At 35.9% G+C, this 17,498-nt stretch carries 17 protein-coding genes; 14 read left to right on the top strand and 3 right to left on the bottom strand.

Going from position 1 to position 17,498, the window contains the following annotated elements; translation table 11 throughout:
* The first annotated feature begins 39 nt into the window (after positions 1-39).
* From JHL15_RS07585 to JHL15_RS07545, 9 genes are all read left to right on the top strand, one after another.
* Positions 40-552 carry a hypothetical protein gene (locus JHL15_RS07585; protein WP_200244704.1) on the top strand — a complete coding sequence of 171 codons (513 nt, stop codon included), beginning with the start codon at positions 40-42 and terminating at the stop codon, positions 550-552.
* A gap of 141 nt (positions 553-693) precedes the next feature.
* A complete protein-coding gene (locus tag JHL15_RS07580; protein ID WP_200244703.1) occupies positions 694-1,278 on the top strand; it encodes a Crp/Fnr family transcriptional regulator in 585 nt (194 codons plus the stop codon).
* Positions 1,279-1,370: 92 nt separating this feature from the next.
* Positions 1,371-2,063, top strand: coding sequence for a DUF4386 domain-containing protein (locus JHL15_RS07575; RefSeq protein ID WP_200244702.1), 693 nt, complete (start codon positions 1,371-1,373; stop codon positions 2,061-2,063).
* A gap of 662 nt (positions 2,064-2,725) precedes the next feature.
* The gene (locus JHL15_RS07570; protein ID WP_200244701.1) at positions 2,726-3,454 is read left to right on the top strand and encodes a DEAD/DEAH box helicase; all 729 of its coding nucleotides are present in this window, start codon (positions 2,726-2,728) and stop codon (positions 3,452-3,454) included.
* Positions 3,455-3,466: 12 nt separating this feature from the next.
* Positions 3,467-3,895 (top strand): cold shock domain-containing protein, encoded by a 429-nt coding sequence (locus JHL15_RS07565; RefSeq protein ID WP_200244700.1) that lies wholly within the window; start codon positions 3,467-3,469, stop codon positions 3,893-3,895.
* Between the two features lie 30 nt (positions 3,896-3,925).
* Complete coding sequence (locus JHL15_RS07560; RefSeq protein WP_089029390.1) at positions 3,926-4,120, top strand: cold-shock protein; 195 nt, start codon at positions 3,926-3,928, stop codon at positions 4,118-4,120.
* A gap of 184 nt (positions 4,121-4,304) precedes the next feature.
* Positions 4,305-5,345, top strand: a complete 1,041-nt coding sequence (locus tag JHL15_RS07555) for an SDR family oxidoreductase (protein WP_200244698.1) — start codon at positions 4,305-4,307, stop codon at positions 5,343-5,345.
* 143 nt (positions 5,346-5,488) lie between these two features.
* The gene (locus tag JHL15_RS07550; protein WP_200244697.1) at positions 5,489-6,628 is read left to right on the top strand and encodes an MBL fold metallo-hydrolase; all 1,140 of its coding nucleotides are present in this window, start codon (positions 5,489-5,491) and stop codon (positions 6,626-6,628) included.
* Positions 6,629-6,660: 32 nt separating this feature from the next.
* On the top strand, positions 6,661-7,446 hold the full coding sequence (locus JHL15_RS07545; RefSeq protein WP_200244696.1) for a helix-turn-helix domain-containing protein: 786 nt from the start codon (positions 6,661-6,663) through the stop codon (positions 7,444-7,446).
* 27 nt (positions 7,447-7,473) lie between these two features.
* Here JHL15_RS07545 and JHL15_RS07540 read toward each other — a convergent pair whose 3' ends face one another.
* Together JHL15_RS07540 and JHL15_RS07535 are read right to left on the bottom strand one after the other, a co-directional pair.
* Positions 7,474-7,932, bottom strand: a complete 459-nt coding sequence (locus JHL15_RS07540) for a hypothetical protein (RefSeq protein WP_200244695.1) — start codon at positions 7,930-7,932, stop codon at positions 7,474-7,476.
* A gap of 604 nt (positions 7,933-8,536) precedes the next feature.
* Complete coding sequence (locus JHL15_RS07535; protein WP_200244694.1) at positions 8,537-9,214, bottom strand: TIGR02117 family protein; 678 nt, start codon at positions 9,212-9,214, stop codon at positions 8,537-8,539.
* 575 nt (positions 9,215-9,789) lie between these two features.
* Between JHL15_RS07535 and JHL15_RS07530 the strand changes: the two genes are divergently transcribed.
* The 4 genes from JHL15_RS07530 to JHL15_RS07515 all read left to right on the top strand — a co-directional run bounded on the left by JHL15_RS07530 (position 9,790) and on the right by JHL15_RS07515 (position 16,062).
* Positions 9,790-10,242, top strand: a complete 453-nt coding sequence (locus JHL15_RS07530; protein ID WP_200244693.1) for a hypothetical protein — start codon at positions 9,790-9,792, stop codon at positions 10,240-10,242.
* Between the two features lie 95 nt (positions 10,243-10,337).
* A complete protein-coding gene (locus JHL15_RS07525; RefSeq protein ID WP_200244692.1) occupies positions 10,338-11,423 on the top strand; it encodes an efflux RND transporter periplasmic adaptor subunit in 1,086 nt (361 codons plus the stop codon).
* 15 nt (positions 11,424-11,438) lie between these two features.
* Positions 11,439-14,600: an efflux RND transporter permease subunit gene (locus tag JHL15_RS07520; RefSeq protein ID WP_200244691.1), complete on the top strand. Its 3,162-nt coding sequence runs from the start codon at positions 11,439-11,441 to the stop codon at positions 14,598-14,600.
* On the top strand, positions 14,593-16,062 hold the full coding sequence (locus tag JHL15_RS07515; protein ID WP_200244690.1) for a TolC family protein: 1,470 nt from the start codon (positions 14,593-14,595) through the stop codon (positions 16,060-16,062). The genes JHL15_RS07520 and JHL15_RS07515 overlap by 8 nt, the downstream gene beginning before the upstream one ends.
* Before the next feature lie 58 nt (positions 16,063-16,120).
* Here the strand turns inward: JHL15_RS07515 and queG are convergent, their stop codons facing one another.
* Entirely contained in the window at positions 16,121-17,080 is a 960-nt protein-coding gene (gene queG, locus JHL15_RS07510) for a tRNA epoxyqueuosine(34) reductase QueG (protein WP_200244688.1), read from the bottom strand.
* A gap of 103 nt (positions 17,081-17,183) precedes the next feature.
* On the opposite strand from queG, the gene JHL15_RS07505 reads away from it, so the two are divergent.
* The gene (locus tag JHL15_RS07505) at positions 17,184-17,483 is read left to right on the top strand and encodes a rhodanese-like domain-containing protein (protein WP_200244687.1); all 300 of its coding nucleotides are present in this window, start codon (positions 17,184-17,186) and stop codon (positions 17,481-17,483) included.
* Positions 17,484-17,498: the final 15 nt, after the last annotated feature.

The raw sequence follows: 17,498 nt of genomic DNA, 5'->3' as shown, positions 1-17,498 counted from the left end.
TATAATAATCGTGTAGCTTTGAATAAAAATAGAATCTAAATGGAGATTATTTCAAAATTCACAGTAGGATCAGATCAAGGGATTGACCATCTTTTTGCTGTCATGAGACCATATATCAGAACCACTTATCAGGAGATTATTTCTGCAGAAAAAATTGAAGAATATCTTAGTGAGCATGTAGAATACAGAAAAATGATCAATGTTCTGAATGATCTGTCTACACAACTTATTATGGTGTTTGCAGACAATGAGCCTGTTGGCTATTGTCTTTTTAAAAGTGGTTCGGTTTACCCCAATTCCCCTGAAGGAAAAAGGATGACAGAAATAATTGATTTTGCGATACTTCCGGAGTATGACCAAGCTGAAGTAAGACAATCCCTTTGGAATAAAAGCAGATCAGCCATCACTTTTACGGATAGTATCTGGATCAGTATTGCGGATAACGATTCTATGCTTTCGTTTTTTACTACTATTGGATTTTCTTTTGTAAAAGACACCACGCTGAAGGCATTTTCACTCCCTGCAAAAATATACGAACTGGAACTGAAGTAAGAGGAGCTATCGTTCCCGGTTATTTTTACAATGTCCATTCTTTTGAACAGATAAAATACTTAAATTTGTTTAGCCCACACACCGGGAAGGATCACATAATGTACCTTCCTGGTATGTTCTGCAATTAAAAACCTGGATACAATGGATCATTATTATGAAACTCTTTTTAAGTATATAGAACAAATCGTAATACTGCCCGAAACTGATAAAATGCAGTGCATTGAAACTTTCAAACCTATTCGGATTCCAAAAGATACTATTCTTGAAAAAGCAGGATCTATCCCCAAATACCATAATTTTATCGTATCAGGCCAGATGCGCAATTTCTATCTGAATGATCATGGTGAGGAAGTTACTGTAGACCTTAATGATGGTCCAAGATTTTTCACATCTTATTATCATTTTGTTAATCAAACCGTTTCTGATCAGAACCTTCATTGCATCACAGACTGTGAACTACTAAGAATTACATTCGAAAGTGCTGCTGCCACTGCCCAAACCAGTCAAACTCAAAAAGATTTTACCATTAAGCTATTTGAAAGGATACAGGAAGAAGACAGACAAAGAATGAATGATCTGACTACGCTTACAGCCGAACAACGCTATCTGAAGCTGATCGCTCAACAGCCCAACATCATCAAGAATGTTCCGCTGAAATACATTTCATCATATTTAGGAATCAAGCCCGAAAGTTTAAGCAGAATAAGAAGGGAATTATTTTCCTAACAAATGTTAAGTGAAGTACAGGTTGATACGGGATATCTTTACAATAAGCATGATATCCTCTTCCAGGTCTGCCCTAACTAAACTTAACAAACATGAATTCTCCAAAAAGAACAGCAAGAATAGCCGGCATCGTATATTCAATCGTTATTATAACCGGTACATTGTATTTGCAATTCATCCCTTCCCAAATTAAATTACCGGGAAAAGCCTCAGAATTCAAACCCATTATTCCTGCTTTTGAATCAGCATTGAAAATGGGAATTGTAAGTGAAATCATCTGCTGGGTACTATTTCTGGTATTGCCTTTTCTTCTTTACCGCCTTTTAAAACATGTGAACGAATTATATGCTAAGCTTATGGTGACTTTTGCTGTGGTCCAGGTTCCGATCTCCTTCAGCAATCTTTCCAATAAATTCGCTGTACTCAATCTGATCAATAATCCCAACTACCTGAAAATATATTCTGATGATCAGCGGTTTGCCCAGGTTAAATTTTATCTTCATTTGTATCATGAAGGCAATTTCCTTAATCATATATTCTGGGGGCTTTGGCTCTTTCCTTTTGGCTATCTCGTTTATCGGTCGGGATTTATTCCTAAAGTTTTTGGGGTTCTGTTGATGATGGGATGTCTTGGATATGTGATCGACTTTTTTGGAACCTTTCTTTTTCCTTCTTACGATAAAACCTGTATTCCCGATTACATTATTCTCCCTGCAAGCTTGGGTGAAATAGGGCTATGTTTATGGATGATGATCATTGGAATCAGGAACAAAAAACCAGTGTAGTATTATATAAACTGAACTTAATTATGATTATAGCTAATCAAAAAAGAAGGAAAAATATATTTCGAATGGATTGTGATTAACAAATTCATAAATAGAGATCGAAATCTCCATTAAATATAATCTATCTTAAACAATTTTTTGAAAATCAATCGATTAAAACACCATTTATTCTATATTTTTTCGTACATTTGCATATAATAAATAAACAGGCCTCTGCCTTTGCTCTCTGTTACAGTTTAGAATACTTATTTTTTTCTTTCAGTTTTTGCTTTTTCAGCTGCCAAAAATTAACCCTTATTTATTTCATGAATAAATATTTATATTGGTAACTTTAAAACTCAAAACAATAGAAAAACAATTTGAACATCCTTTTACTCCTTTAGGAGATTTACTCACAGTAGAAATTACAAAAGAAGTCCATTACGCAGGCTCAAGGGTTTACGGGCGTATAGAAATGCTCAGCTAAAGGTGAAGCATGAACGCTATTGCAAACTCAGCAACGATCTTTATATATTCAGATTATTGGTGAACAAGGCAAAGTAAAATAATGGGAAAACAAAGAAGCAATTTCTTTTTTTATCCATAGGTACCAATAACAAAATAATGATTTCAATTTCTGATAAAGAATTGATTAAAGGTCGAAGATTCGGCAACCCTTATACATGAATTTTAAAAATTTAAATTTAATAAATCCCATCATCCGTGCTGCAACAGAGGCCGGATATTCAAAACCTACAGGAATACAGAGTGAAGCAATTCCCCAGATTCTGGCTGGTAGAGATATTATAGGGGTTGCAGCTGAAGGAGCCGAAAAAATGGCAGCATTTGCAATGCCTGTTATTCAATTGCTGAAGAAAAATTCACCGGATCATAAGGAAATACGGGTTCTTATATTAGCACCTACACAAGAGCTGGCTATTCAGATCGAAGAAAACCTCACTGTATACAGCAAATATCTTCCGCTTTCCCAACTTACTATTCATGATGGGACTTCTCAGGGAAATCAACTTGCGGCTTTAAGGATTAGAGTGGATGTTCTCATTACAACACCCACTGCTTTGCTCGACCTGATCAACCAGAGACATATTAATCTTTCCAAGATCGAAATTCTGATTTTGGATGAAGCTCACAAAATGCTGAATCCGGCTTTTGTAAATGATGTGAAAAAAGTTATTAAACTTATTCCTCAGAAAAGACAGACCTTATTATTTTCTTCAACGATGTCAGAAAATATTCGGAAGTTTGCAGATATAGCACTAAGCAATCCTATGGAAATTAAAGCAAGTCCTATTACTGCAAATCTACAAGTAGCACTTGTTGAAAAAAAAGAAAAAACGGATAGGCTGTATCAAGCCAATCCAACCCAATACCTTAATACAATAACTAAATAATAAAATTAATTTATGGCAGATTCTTTCTCTAAAAAAGAAAATTTCAAGAAAAAAATTCAAAAACAAAAAGAAAAGGCTTTACGCCGTGAAGACCGTAAAACTAATAACAACAAAGGAAAAGGACTGGATGAGATGTTAACATATGTTGACTCATTCGGAAGATTAACGTCTACTCCACCAGAAGAAACACAAGAAATCAATCTTGATGATATTCAGTTAGGAGCTGCTCCAATTCCTGAAGAAGAAATCCGTAAGTCTGGAATTATCACTTTTTTCAGTGAGAAAGGTTATGGTTTTATCACAGAAGATAAAACTAAGGAAAATGTATTTTTCCATACCAACAACTGTACGGAACCCGTAAAGAAAGGAAACAAAGTATCATTTGAAAAAGAGAGATCTCCAAAAGGGTTCTCTGCTATTGATATTCAATTGGTCAAATAATAAATAACAACAATTTTTAATACAATTACAATGCAAGAAGGCACAGTAAAATTTTTTAACGAAACAAAAGGTTTCGGATTTATTTCTCCAGCAGACGGAGGACAAGACATCTTTGTACACGCTTCAGGATTAAGCACAAGAATCATTCGTGAAAACGATAAAGTGACTTTTGAAGTACAAAAAAGTGAAAAAGGATTAAACGCAGTAAACGTAAAACTTGCATAGTTTCCAGATATTTTAATATTATAATATCGAATCACACATAAGACCCCAATCAGGGGTCTTTTTTTATGTTAATAATCAATTTCAAAATCTAAAAAGGACTTTTTAACAAAGTTAGTCTGAACCTTTCAACAAAATAAACTATTGCTTTTTTAGCGGAAATTTGCTCCAACAAAACATGACAATAATGGAAAGTTTACACAATAATCAATTAGTTTTAGTAACAGGAGGTACAGGATTTGTTGCTATTCATACGATTTTACAACTCTTACAAAAAGGATATCAGGTAAGAACTACATTACGTTCTCTATCCAGAAAAGATGAAATATTAAATATGCTTACCAACGCAGGTCTTTCGTCTTTCGAAAATCTGGATTTCATTGCAACCGATCTTTTACAGGATACTAACTGGGATGATGCAGTAAAGGATTGTGATTATGTATTGCATATTGCATCTCCGATTTTTCTTAAAGTCCCTCAACACGAAGATGAAATGATACGTCCTGCAGTTGAAGGAACAATAAGAGTACTAAAAGCTGCCAGAAATGCTGGTGTAAAGCGAGTGGTAATGACTTCAAATTTTGGAGCCGTTGGATACAGTCACAGGGATCCTACCCGGCTGATCACAGAAAAAAGCTGGACAGATCCGAATGAAAAAGGATTATCTGCCTATAATAAATCAAAAATACTTGCTGAGCGTGCGGCCTGGGATTTTATTAAAAGTCAGGGTGGTAATCTTGAACTGAGTGTCATTAATCCAACCGCTATTTTAGGGCCTTCCTTTACCGACAAACTTTCAAGTGGTTTTGGGCTGCTTAAAAGTATGCTGGATGGAAGCATGAAACAGATTCCCAATATTGAACTGGCTATTGTAGATGTTCGTGATCTGGCAGATTTACATATCCGGGCTATGGAAAGTCCAAAAGCTAATGGGGAACGTTTTCTGGCCTTATCAGGAGGAACTATGACATTACCTGAAATCACAGAGTTTCTTAAAAAAGAAATGCCTGAGGTTTCCCAGAAGATCTCAAACAAAAAAGTAGCGGATTGGGTTATTCGGTTCATGGCCTTATTCAATCCGAAAGCTAAAGCAATTGCCCCTCTGCTTGGAGTAAACAGAAAAGCAAGCAACGCGAAAGCCAAACGTATTTTGGAATGGAAGCCAAGAACGAATCAAGAAGCTATTTTAGCAACGGTCAGCAGTCTGATAAAGTATAATGCGCTTTAAATCGTCTACTCTATAAAGAGTAAAAAAATCCAATACACAAGGATATACTTTCTTTATAAACATTATCTTTATTTGAAACAAACTGATCAATGTCCATTTGATACTGATTAGTAAAACACAAAGCATTCTTGAAATTGAAAAAAATGAGTACACTGAGAAAAGTCACCAGAATATTTAAAAGAATATTAATTGTATTATCCGTCCTTGTTGTAGTCCTGACTATCGCTACATTTTTCTATATGAGGCAAGATAAATTCGGAGCTTTACCGGAAGGAAAGCGCCTGGAGCTCGTGAAATCTTCACCTCATTATAAAGATGGCAGGTTCAGAAATCTGGTAGAACGGCCAACCCTAACAAAAGGTTACAGTATGCCAGGTGTTTTATATGAAACTCTTTTTACAAAATTTCCTAACCGAAGCCCTGTTGATTCGCTTCCTTCCATTAAAACGAATTTAAAATCGCTGGACCCATCTGAAAATGCTTATGTTTGGTTTGGGCATTCTTCATTTTTCCTTCAGGTGGATGGAATTAAAATTCTTGCAGACCCTGTATTCAGCGGAAAAGCTTCGCCCATACCGGGAAGTGTGACCGCTTATAAAGGAAGTGATATTTATACAGTAGCAGGTTTACCAGATATTGATTATCTACTGCTATCTCATGATCATTATGATCATCTGGATTATGAAACGGTAAAAGCTTTACAAACCAAAGTAAAATATGTGGTCTGCGGACTTGGTAATGGAGCCCATTTTGAACGTTGGGGATATACCCCAAAACAAATTATCGAAAAAGACTGGTATGAATCTGTGGAAGTAAAGCCCGGGTTTAAAATATTGACAGAATCTACCCATCACGATTCTGGCCGTGGTTTTACAAGTGGACAGGCATTATGGTTATCATTTCTAATTCAGGCACCCTCGATGAATATTTATTATAGTGGTGATGGTGGACGCGACGATCGTTTTAAAACAATTGGTTCAAAATATGGAAAAATAGACTGGGCCATTATGGAGTGTGGCCAATACAATAAAGCCTGGCAATCTGTACATGAACTACCAGAGGAAGTTGCACTTGCCACACAGGAGTTGGGAGCAAGAAATCTATTGCCTGTGCATAATTCAAAATTTACGCTGGCTAACCATCCCTGGAAAGAACCATTAGAGAAAATAACAGCTTTATCAAAAAATAAATCGTATCGTTTAGCAACACCTATGATTGGTGAATTGGTTCAATTGGATAATCAGCAACAACAGTTTAAAGAATGGTGGAAAACTGTAAATTAGTAATCTGTTTCTTTTTTTAAAAATGATTTGGTATGAAATTAACAGAAATACAATCTTGTTATATAGGACCTGAAATATCTCCGGAGCAATTTATTCCGGAACATTTCTTTTTGTTTTTAATTAAAGGAAAGATCAATAGCTACGATGGGCACAGGAACTACACCATGAAGCCCGGAGATTTTTGCATTGTCCGAAAAAATCGGCTGGCCCGCTACAACAAGGAAAAAGACAATGATGAATTTAAAAAAATAGTGATTATTTTTGATGAGGTTTTTCTCAGATCTTTTTTTAAAAAATATCAGGTCTCTATGGAAACCTTTCTTCCCAAAGGTGCCTTTATCATTCCAAAAAAAAATGAACTGATCACCCATTTCATCAATTCTTTACAGCCCTATTATACAGAATCAGGAGCAATCAATGAAGTATTCTCTGAACTAAAAAGAGAAGAGCTTTTGCTTATTTTATTGCAGATAAAGCCTTCCCTGTCTGGATTGTTTTTTGATTTCGGTATCCCTGGAAAAATAGATCTGGAAGAATTTATGCTCCAAAACTATAAATTCAATGTAAGCACCGAACGCTTTGCTTACCTTACAGGACGCAGCTTATCAGCTTTTAAAAGGGATTTCAAACAGATATTCAATGATACACCAGGTCATTGGCTTGTTAAAAAGCGTCTAGAAGAAGCTCGCTTTTTATTAGAGAAAAAGCACCAACGTCCTAACGATATTTATCTCGACCTTGGCTTTGAAGATCTTTCTCATTTTTCATTTGCCTTTAAAAAGCAGTTTGGGAATGCTCCGAGGGATTTGGTGAAATAATGTATAGAGCTGGAGAGATTCGAAACCTTATAAATTTCTACAATCCAGTTTCAGGATACTATTTAGCTTATCAGAATATTGCGTTTCAAGAAGAATTTCCAAAATATCCGCAGGTAACTCATTTATGTTTAATGGTTTTATAGGGCTTGCTACGAGATGATATTGCCCATCAATAAAGTTGTTAACAAGAGTTTTATCAAATGAGTACAAACCCCTCTTAGTTATTGAAACATAATCTTTAAGATATCTTTCATTACTTTTTGTTCCTGATATTTTGATTAACACTCCATCTAACTCAGGACTAACTACAAAGTCTGATATCTCAGGAAGCCCTCTAAAATAAGAAACCAGTCTTTCATGATTTTCAATAGATTTAGCTACAGAATCTGGTAATTTACCTCCTCCAGATGCCATGAATCCTATGTGTTTACCATCCGTAAGAAACCAGTCTATATCCATTCCTAATTGATCCATTTCTGTTATCATACTACAACTAATTTTTAATTTTGATGAGTTGAATCTTTATTTACTTCAATTGTTTTCTCACTAAGATATAGTATTAAACAGCCGATTGCTAAGAACAAAGAAGGCATGAGATAATGATTTATTTCAAAAAATTGAAAGTTATGTGATACATCCTTTAGAAGCTTTCCTACAAGTTGCATTAAAGGAGCTATGATTAAAAAAATAATGCTCCATACCTTAATTGCTAATTTAACTTTAATGTGTTTCACGAAAAGCATCACCAATAAAAGACATTGGATTACTATAGGAAGTATCTTAATCAGATTAAAACTTATATATATTGAATATATATTATATAATAAAAGTGCGACAAGAGCTATTATTAGGAAATAATAAAATACGCTTAAATTAAACTTTACTTTAATCATTGAAAGTTATCTTGTATTTGTTTTTTTCATCACTAAAATATTTATTATAATTTACCTGTCTTTCTTCAGATATTATGTAATAATGGAGCAATGTTTTCACCAATCTTATCTTAAAGCTATTGCAAAAGAAAAACGACAGTAAAAGTCAATGGAATAATTAAAATTAATCTTGATATTTTTTCATTATAATTTGTATTCTACTTATAATGTCTAAATATCCCAAAATCCGTAGGTGTCCACAACGCAGCCTTTTGTCCCGCAGCTTTCAGAGCATCATTTGCCCACGTATTGCAGGTGTAGGAGAAATTATAGCTTCCTTTGGCATCATAAAACGCATCGTTATCGCTATATACAGCATTGGTAGGAATAACAATAAAATTGCCGTTCTTATCCCGATCAAACTTAGCTTCAACAAATTCTACTAATTTTTTGTACTGAGACCTGCTGATCATGATCATTTTACAGTCATCCCCTTCCTTCATTGTATAATAATAGGTGCAATGCATCGCAGACTCACTCATCCAGAATGCTGCTTTAAAAGCTGTTGAAAACTTCAGATCCGCCCAGGTTGGTGTATCCAGATAAAAACCTTTATCACCCCAACCAATTCCAATATATTGATAATCGGTTCTTTTTGAAGTAGTATTGGAAAAAGGAACCTTTGCTCCCCAATCCTGCAGATCATTTTTAACGGGCATTACAATATCTGTATGAACTCCATTGGTATAAATATAGATGGGAATTTCTTTCTTCTCCCCATCGTCCTTTGCTGACACTCCAATAAAAGGAACTAAAAGCCCTAACAAGACATATAAAACAACAATTCCAAGAATAATTCCTATGACTTTTAAGGATATGATCAATATTTTTTTCACAGAGATGTTTTTTATAAGGATTAAGAAAAATTAATTTTTAATTTCTCACAAAAATATTTGTTTTAATCGGAAAAATGAGTACATTTAAGTATGAAATAGTTACAAATATGCGTAAAAACACTAAATCCCAAAAAAGATTTAAAGTAAGAGTAAAAATAGCTCCAAAAAGAATACAAAAAAGACGTTGATTTTCTAAAAGATTTTATCTTTTTGAAAATCAATTTTTCTTTTGTAGGAAAGGCTTTTTAACGAGTTCTTACAATTCATAATCTTCATCTCCTTATCCCTCAAAGGACAAGGCTTGATCGATACCCTCTTTAATTTGGAACAGCAGAAATTCCAAACGAGGGTTTATCACCAAAAATTTCACGCTATTCCTCCCCTACGAAACTTTTTTTTTCTAGTTTCTTTCCCCTACATCCTATCAATACTTCTCTTTTCCGAATACATTCTGATCAATTATTTACAATGGATCCTTTATCATAAATACATTTTACATTTTTATCATTTTTTTAACACATTTTTAATCTTCACCTTTTGCTCCGGTTTTCAAGTTTAATTACCTTTGTCATTGAATGCAGGGAAGATTTCATCAATATTTGTTTACCTTTTTATTTGCACTACTCACCGTTTTAGGTTTGTACTCTGGTCAGGTACCTGAGTATCCAGACTTTGATATCTCCTTCAATTCAAAATCCGTCAGTGATTATTCTACTGAAAATAATGTAAAACATTCTTACGCATTTCTTACAGATCAGGAACTTCATGATCAATACACTGTTTCTCATCTACCTTACCATAAGCTTAGAGCAAATCTCTCTGAAAGCGATAATGAAAATGATGATAATGTAGAGACATCCGGCTTTACAGAGCTGCCTGTTTTCTTAAGAGAAGATATCGGATATCTGAAATCAGATTTCGTTACCATATTTCATAACAGACAGAGCGCTGTTTCATTTGCTAATTCAGAACATCTAAAATATTTCAATGATGATCTGTACATTCAGTACAGGGTCATCCGACTGTGATTTTAGTATACTTTTTTTCGAAAATTTTATAGGTTCTCATTCTGAGGACCCGGAATCCTATTTTTTTCAATTAAAAAATTATTAAAAGAATCATCATGGTCAAGAAAAGTCTCATGTATATCAATCTATGCATTATTTTGCTATGCATAAGCTGCCAGTCTGAAAAAAAAGAAAAAGCAGAAGCAGCTGTTTTCAATGTAACAAGCCCTCTCATTAAAGATACATTAATCGACAAAGATTATGTAGCTCAGATACGGTCCATTAATCATATTGAGCTTCGCGCACAGGAGAAAGGATATATCCAGACCTTGTATGTAGACGAAGGACAATATGTACAAAAAGGACAATTGCTGTTTAAAATTATGCCCAATCTTTATGAATCAGATGTAAACCGGGCTAAGGCAGAATTAAAATACACCCAAATCGAATATCAGAATACTAAAAATCTTTCAGATAAAGATATTGTAGCACCTCAGGAAATGGCAATGGCCAAAGCTAAATATGAAAAAGCCCAGGCTGAACTTTCTTCAATGAACACCCACCTTAAATTCACAGAAATACGTGCTCCCTTTACCGGAATTGTAGGACGCTTACACGTTCGAAAAGGAAGTCTTGTTGATGAAGGAGAACTTATTACAGAACTTTCAGATAATAGCAAAATGTGGGTGTATTTTAATGTACCTGAGGCTGAATATCTCAATCAGATGAGTGATAGAAAAGACAATGATCCTATGCATGTCCGTTTAAAAATGGCTAATGGCAAAACATTTAATCAGGATGGTCTGGTCGAAACCATTGAATCTGATTTTGACAATGAGACAGGAAATATTGCCTATAGAGCCACCTTTTCCAATCCAAAAGGTCTTTTGCGATACGGAGAAACCGGAAATATACTGGTTACATCTCCTTATACCAATGCAATGCTGATTCCTCAGAAAGCTACTTTTGAAGAGCTGGAGAAAAAATATGTGTATGTAATCAATAAAGATAATCAAGTAAAAGCACGTGAAATAAAAATTGCTGCAGAGTTACCCCACATCTATGTAGTAGCATCAGGACTCAGAAAAGATGAAAGAATTCTTCTTGATGGACTTCGAATGGTACAGGAGAACCAAAAAATTTCTGTCCGTTATCAGAAACCTGAAAAAGTGATGTCGAACCTGGATCTCTACGCGGAGTAATTAAAAAGCAGAATTATGTTTAAAAAAGTAATACACCGTCCGGTATTCGCTATCGTAATATCGGTTGTCATCTTATTTATCGGTGGGCTGGCTATTAAGCAGCTTCCTACCGAACAGTTTCCTAAAATTGCCCCCACCACTGTTGCTGTATCTATTGCTTATCCGGGAGCAAGTGCTGATGTACTCGTAAAATCATCATTAATTACCATTGAAAATGCGATCAATGGAGTCCAGGGAATGCGCTATATAACCACAGATGCAACCAGTGCCGGAGAAGCAACCGTAAATGTTGTTTTTGATCCTGGAACAGATCCTAATGCAGCTGTAGTTTTAGTAAAAACAAGAGTGGATCAGGTCATGCCACTGCTTCCTGAACTTGTACAAAAAGAGGGGGTGGTAGTTAACCCTATCCAGCCGAGTATGTTGATGTATGTGAATTTGTATAGCACCAACAAAAGCATGGATGAAAAATTCCTGTACAATTATGCAACGGTAAATATTATTCCAGAAATTAACCGTATTCATGGAATTGCTAAATCACAGATTCTGGGGAGCAGAAGGTATGCGATGCGAATCTGGCTGAATCCTGATCGTATGCGTGCTTATTCTATTTCTGTAGACGAGGTAATGAAAGCAATCGGTGAACAAAGTATCATCGGGCGTCCCGGAAGAATAGGTCAGAGCTCCGGAATTGCAGCACAATCTCTGGAATATGTACTTACTTATAAAGGCCAGTATAACAAACCGGAAGAATATGAAAATATTATTGTCCGTTCCAATGCAGAAGGAGAAAATATTAAGTTAAAAGATGTTGCCAAGGTAGAACTGGGAAGTGAGTTCTTTGATATTTATTCCAATCTGGATGGACACCCCTCTGCTTCCATTGTCCTCAAACAAAACTACGGAAGTAATGCAAATGATGTGATCAAAGATGTAAAAGCAAAACTTGAGGAAATGAAAGGCAATTTCCCACCAGGAGTAGACTACAAGATCAGCTATGATGTTTCCCAGTTCTTAGATGCTTCTATTGAACAGGTAGTCCACACATTAAGGGATGCATTTATTCTTGTGGCCATTGTAGTTTTCATATTTCTTGGAGACTGGCGGTCTACATTAATTCCTATCATTGCTGTACCAGTCTCTTTAGTCGGAACCTTCTTTGTGATTCAGCTTTTCGGCCTGTCCATTAACCTGGTTACTCTATTTGCGCTTGTACTTGCCATTGGTATCGTTGTAGATAATGCTATTGTCGTTATAGAAGCTGTTCATGCGAAAATGGAGGAAAGCAACATCTCACCGTACAAAGCTGTAAAAGAGGTTATGGCTGAAATTGCGGGAGCTATTATCGCTATTACCGCTGTAATGGTGGCGGTATTTGTTCCTATTTCATTTATGACAGGTCCGGTAGGAACTTTTTATCGTCAGTTTTCCATTACCATGGCGAGTTCCATTGTTATTTCGGCGGTTGTGGCTCTTACATTAACTCCTGTTTTAGCTGCAATGCTTCTTAAAAATAATCATGGGAAACCTAAAAAGTCTAATCTTTTTACAAAATCACTAGATGCATTTAATAGAGGCTTTGATAAAGTAACAGGTAAATATGCATCTCTTTTGAGAAAAATTGTAGACAGAAAAGTGGTAACCTGGGGAATCCTGATCTTATTTTCAGTCGGAATTTTTGTGATCAATAAAACACTTCCGGGAGGTTTCATCCCTAACGAAGACCAGGGAACGATCTATGCCATTATTCAGACCCCTCCGGGTTCCACACTGGAACAGACCAATAAGGTTTCGAGAGCATTACAAAAGATCTGTCAGGGTGTAGACGGTGTAGAATCCGTATCATCACTGGCAGGATATGAAATCATGACGGAAGGACGTGGTTCTAATGCCGGAACTTGCTTGATTAACCTTAAGACATGGAGCGCCCGTGATCATTCTGTAAAAGAAATCATGAAAGAGCTTGAAGAAAAATCAAAAGACCTTGGTGCAACCATCGAATTTTTCGAACCACCCGCTGTTCCCGGATTTGGATCTTCAGGAGGTTTTTCTATGAGATTACTGGATCTTAACAGAACTACTAATTATCAGGATTTTGATAAAGTAAACAAAGAGTTTATAGCCAATCTTAAAAAACGAAAAGAGCTGACAGGTGTCTTTACCTTTTTTGCCGCTAATTACCCACAATACGAACTTGTATTTGATAATAATGCCGCCATGCAAAAAGGAGTTTCTATAGGTAAAGCCATGGATAACCTGAATATTCTGATCGGTAGTACCTACGAACAAGGATTTATCCGGTTCGGGCAGTTTTTTAAAGTGTATGTACAGTCTTCTCCTGAATTCAGAAGGCTTCCTTCTGATATCATGAAACTCTATGTAAAAAATGATAGAGATGAAATGGTTCCGTATTCAGCATTCATGACGTTGAAAAAAACACAGGGTCCCAATGAAATTACCCGTTATAATATGTACAATTCTGCTGCTGTCCGTGGATTACCTGCTCCTGGGTATACTACAGCCGATGCCATTACTGCGATTAATGAAACGGCAATAAAAACACTCCCTCATGGATATAAAGTGGCCTGGGAAGGGTTATCTTATGATGAGGCACAGCGTGGAAATGAAGCTATTTATGTATTCCTTGTCGTTCTTGTGTTTGTATATCTGGTATTGGCAGCGCAGTATGAAAGTTTTGTTATTCCTTTTGCTGTTTTGTGCTCGCTTCCTGTTGGAGTATTTGGGTCTTTCATGCTACTTAAAGCAATGGGATTGGAAAATGATATATATGCTCAGGTAGGATTGATTATGGTCATCGGATTGCTGGGTAAAAATGCCGTATTAATTGTTGAGTTTGCTGTACAAAAACGACAATCAGGAGATTCAATTTTTGAAGCGGCTGTGGAAGGTGCCAGAATTCGATTCCGACCAATCCTGATGACTTCTTTTGCTTTTATTGCCGGCCTTATTCCTTTAATTTTTGCAGGAGGTGCGGGAGCGATAGGAAACCATACCATTGGAGCTTCTGCGTTAGGCGGAATGCTGGTTGGAACTATCTTAGGAGTTATTATTATCCCTGGACTATACTACATTTTTGCCAAATGGTCTGATGGCAAAAAAATGATCAAAGACGAAGACGAATCACCTTTAAGCGAAGACATGATACACTATGAATAAAAATAAAATATATCAATATACAGGTACTGCTTTGATCTTATTAAGCCTTGCAGCCTGTAAACCTATAGAAATAGAACAGCGTGCTGAAAATAAAACAGTTCCTGAAAAGTATGCCACTGCTGACGACAGTACTTCCAATACAGGAAAGATGAAATGGAATGAATATTTTGCCGATCCCAATCTCCAGTCGCTGATCAATGAAGCACTTAAGAACAATCAGGAACTTAATATTGTTCTTGAGGAAATTGAAATTTCTAAAAATGAAATCAAAGCCCGTAAAGGGGAGTATTTACCTTTTGTAGGATTAAAAGCTGGAGCAGGCATGGATAAAGTAAGCCGTTATACCAATATCGGAGCTATGGAAGCTACTACAGATATAGAACCAGGTAAAGAAATGCCTGATCCTCTGTTTGATTTTGCAATAGGTGCCCAGGCAAAGTGGGAAACCGATATCTGGGGAAAGCTGCATAATGCAACTAAAGCCCAGGTGCAGAGATATCTGGCAGGTGTTGAGGGGAAAAACTTTATGACGACTAATCTTATTGCTGAAATTGCAGATTCTTACTATGAGTTACTTGCTCTCGATAATGAATTGAATATTCTTCAGCAGAATATCAAGATTCAAAACAATGCTTTAGAAGTGGTGAAAGACCTTAAAAAGTTTGCCCGCTCCAATGAACTTGCTGTACAGCGTTTTCAGGCTCAGGTATTGAAAACACAGGGAATGCAGTATGACATCAAACAAAAAATTGTAGAGACAGAAAATAGGATCAATTATCTGGTGGGAAGATTTCCACAGCCGATAGAAAGAACTTCAGACGCCTTTGAAACGATTGTTCCTCAACATGTGTCTACAGGAATTCCATCGGAATTACTGGAAAACAGACCTGATATCAAACAAGCCGAATATGAACTGGCTGCATCCAAACTGGATATAAAGTCTGCCAAGGCCAGGTTCTACCCTTCTTTGGATATTGCAGTGGGAATTGGTTTCCAGGCCTTCAATCCTCTGTATATTATTAAGCCCCAATCCTTCCTTTATTCTCTTGCGGGAGAGCTTACTGCCCCACTGATCAACAGGAATGCTATAAAAGCAGCCTATTATAATGCCAACGCAAAGCAGGTTCAGGCAGTTTATCATTATGAACAAACTATTTTGGGTGCTTATATTGAAGTGGCTAATCAATTATCGAAAATTCATAATCTTGAAAGTAGCTTTGATATCAAAACCCGGGAAGTAAATGCATTAACCAAGTCCATTGACATCTCCAATGATCTCTTTAAATATGCACGTGCAGACTATATGGAGGTCCTTTTAACGCAAAGGGATGCACTGGAATCCAGATTTGAACTTGTTGAAAAGAAAGTGAATCAGCTTAAAGCCAGTGTTGCTGTTTACAGAGCATTAGGAGGCGGATGGGATCAGAACCCTGTTGCATCAGCTGATATTATTAAAAAATAACATTACCCCAATTAATTTTTTCTTAGAGGAAGCTTACCGAAAGGTGGGCTTCTTTTTTTCAGCTTAAAATTTTCACCTCTGTACTATTTCCCTTTTCCAAAAACTCAATATTTCTTTTCAAGCCAGCAAATTTTGTTCTTTTTACAGGTGATTTTCTAAAAATATCTGAGAACAATTCCTGGGTAAGTTCTTTCCATTCTCCTTTTTTAAAGTTTTTAAGGGTTTCATTAGGTTTGAATCTGCTTTGCATATTAGGAGCTGAGAACCTATTCCAAGGACAAACATCCTGGCAAATATCACAACCAAACATCCAATCCTGCATTTTATCTTTAAAATAATCCGGAATTTCGCTTTTCAATTCTATAGTTGCATAAGAAATACATTTGCTTCCATCAATAAGTTTATCTGAAACGATAGCATCTGTGGGACAAGCATCTATACACTTTCTGCACGTTCCGCAATGATTGGTGGTTTCATGATCAGCAACCAGTTCAAGATCACAGATGATTTCTGCTAAAAAATAAAAAGATCCATTTTGCTTGGTGATCAGATTCGCATTTTTACCTACCCAGCCAATCCCCGATTTTCTCGCCCAGCTTCTTTCAAGTATAGGAGCAGAATCTACAAAAACCCTGAATCCAAATTCTCCAATTTCCTCTTGCAATTCAGCAACCATTTCACGAAGGATCTCCTTGATCACTTCATGATAGTCTTCGGCATAAGCATATTTTGAAATTTTATAATTCTCCAGCGTTGGAATCTTTTCTTCAGGAAAGTAATTGTAAGATAATGAAATTACTGACTTAGAACCTTCTACCAACAATCTGGGATCTAATCTTTTATCAAAATGATTTTCCATGTATTTCATTTCTCCATGGAAATTATTCTTAAGCCATTTTTCCAAATGTCTTGCATCTTCCTCAAGAAAATCTGCTTTCGAGATACCACAATTCTGAAACCCAAAACGCAGCGCTTTGGACTTTATCAGTTCAGAATATTTTTCAGCAGTTGAATTCATGATTTCTCATTGCAAAATTAAGATTATTTTATAAATTTGTTGGAGTTTGGATGTTTGAAATCTCAAACCTCTACATCAGACTTTTAACTTAAATATTTAAATTATGTCTTTAACAGAAGTATTAAAATCAGGAAATTATCAATTAATAGACGTTCGTGAACCAATGGAACTGGAAATGGACGGCAATATAGAAGGTGCTCAAAATATTCCACTAGGTGAAGTAGAAGATAGAAAAGAAGAAATTCTTTCGATTGAAAAACCAGTTGTGATATTCTGCAGAAGTGGAAACAGAAGTGGAAAAGCATTGGAGTATTTAAACTCTCAAGGGCTTAAGGATGGCTACAACGGCGGTGGCTGGGCAGATCTAAAAGCAACAATCGAAGCAAATCAAGGAACTTTTTAAGTTCCTTTTTTTATT

The sequence above is a fragment of the Chryseobacterium paridis genome (assembly GCF_016595215.1).
Lineage (GTDB): Bacteria > Bacteroidota > Bacteroidia > Flavobacteriales > Weeksellaceae > Chryseobacterium > Chryseobacterium paridis.
The sequence above is the reverse complement of the archived record's forward strand: the minus strand, read 5'-3'. Positions and strand labels throughout refer to the sequence as shown.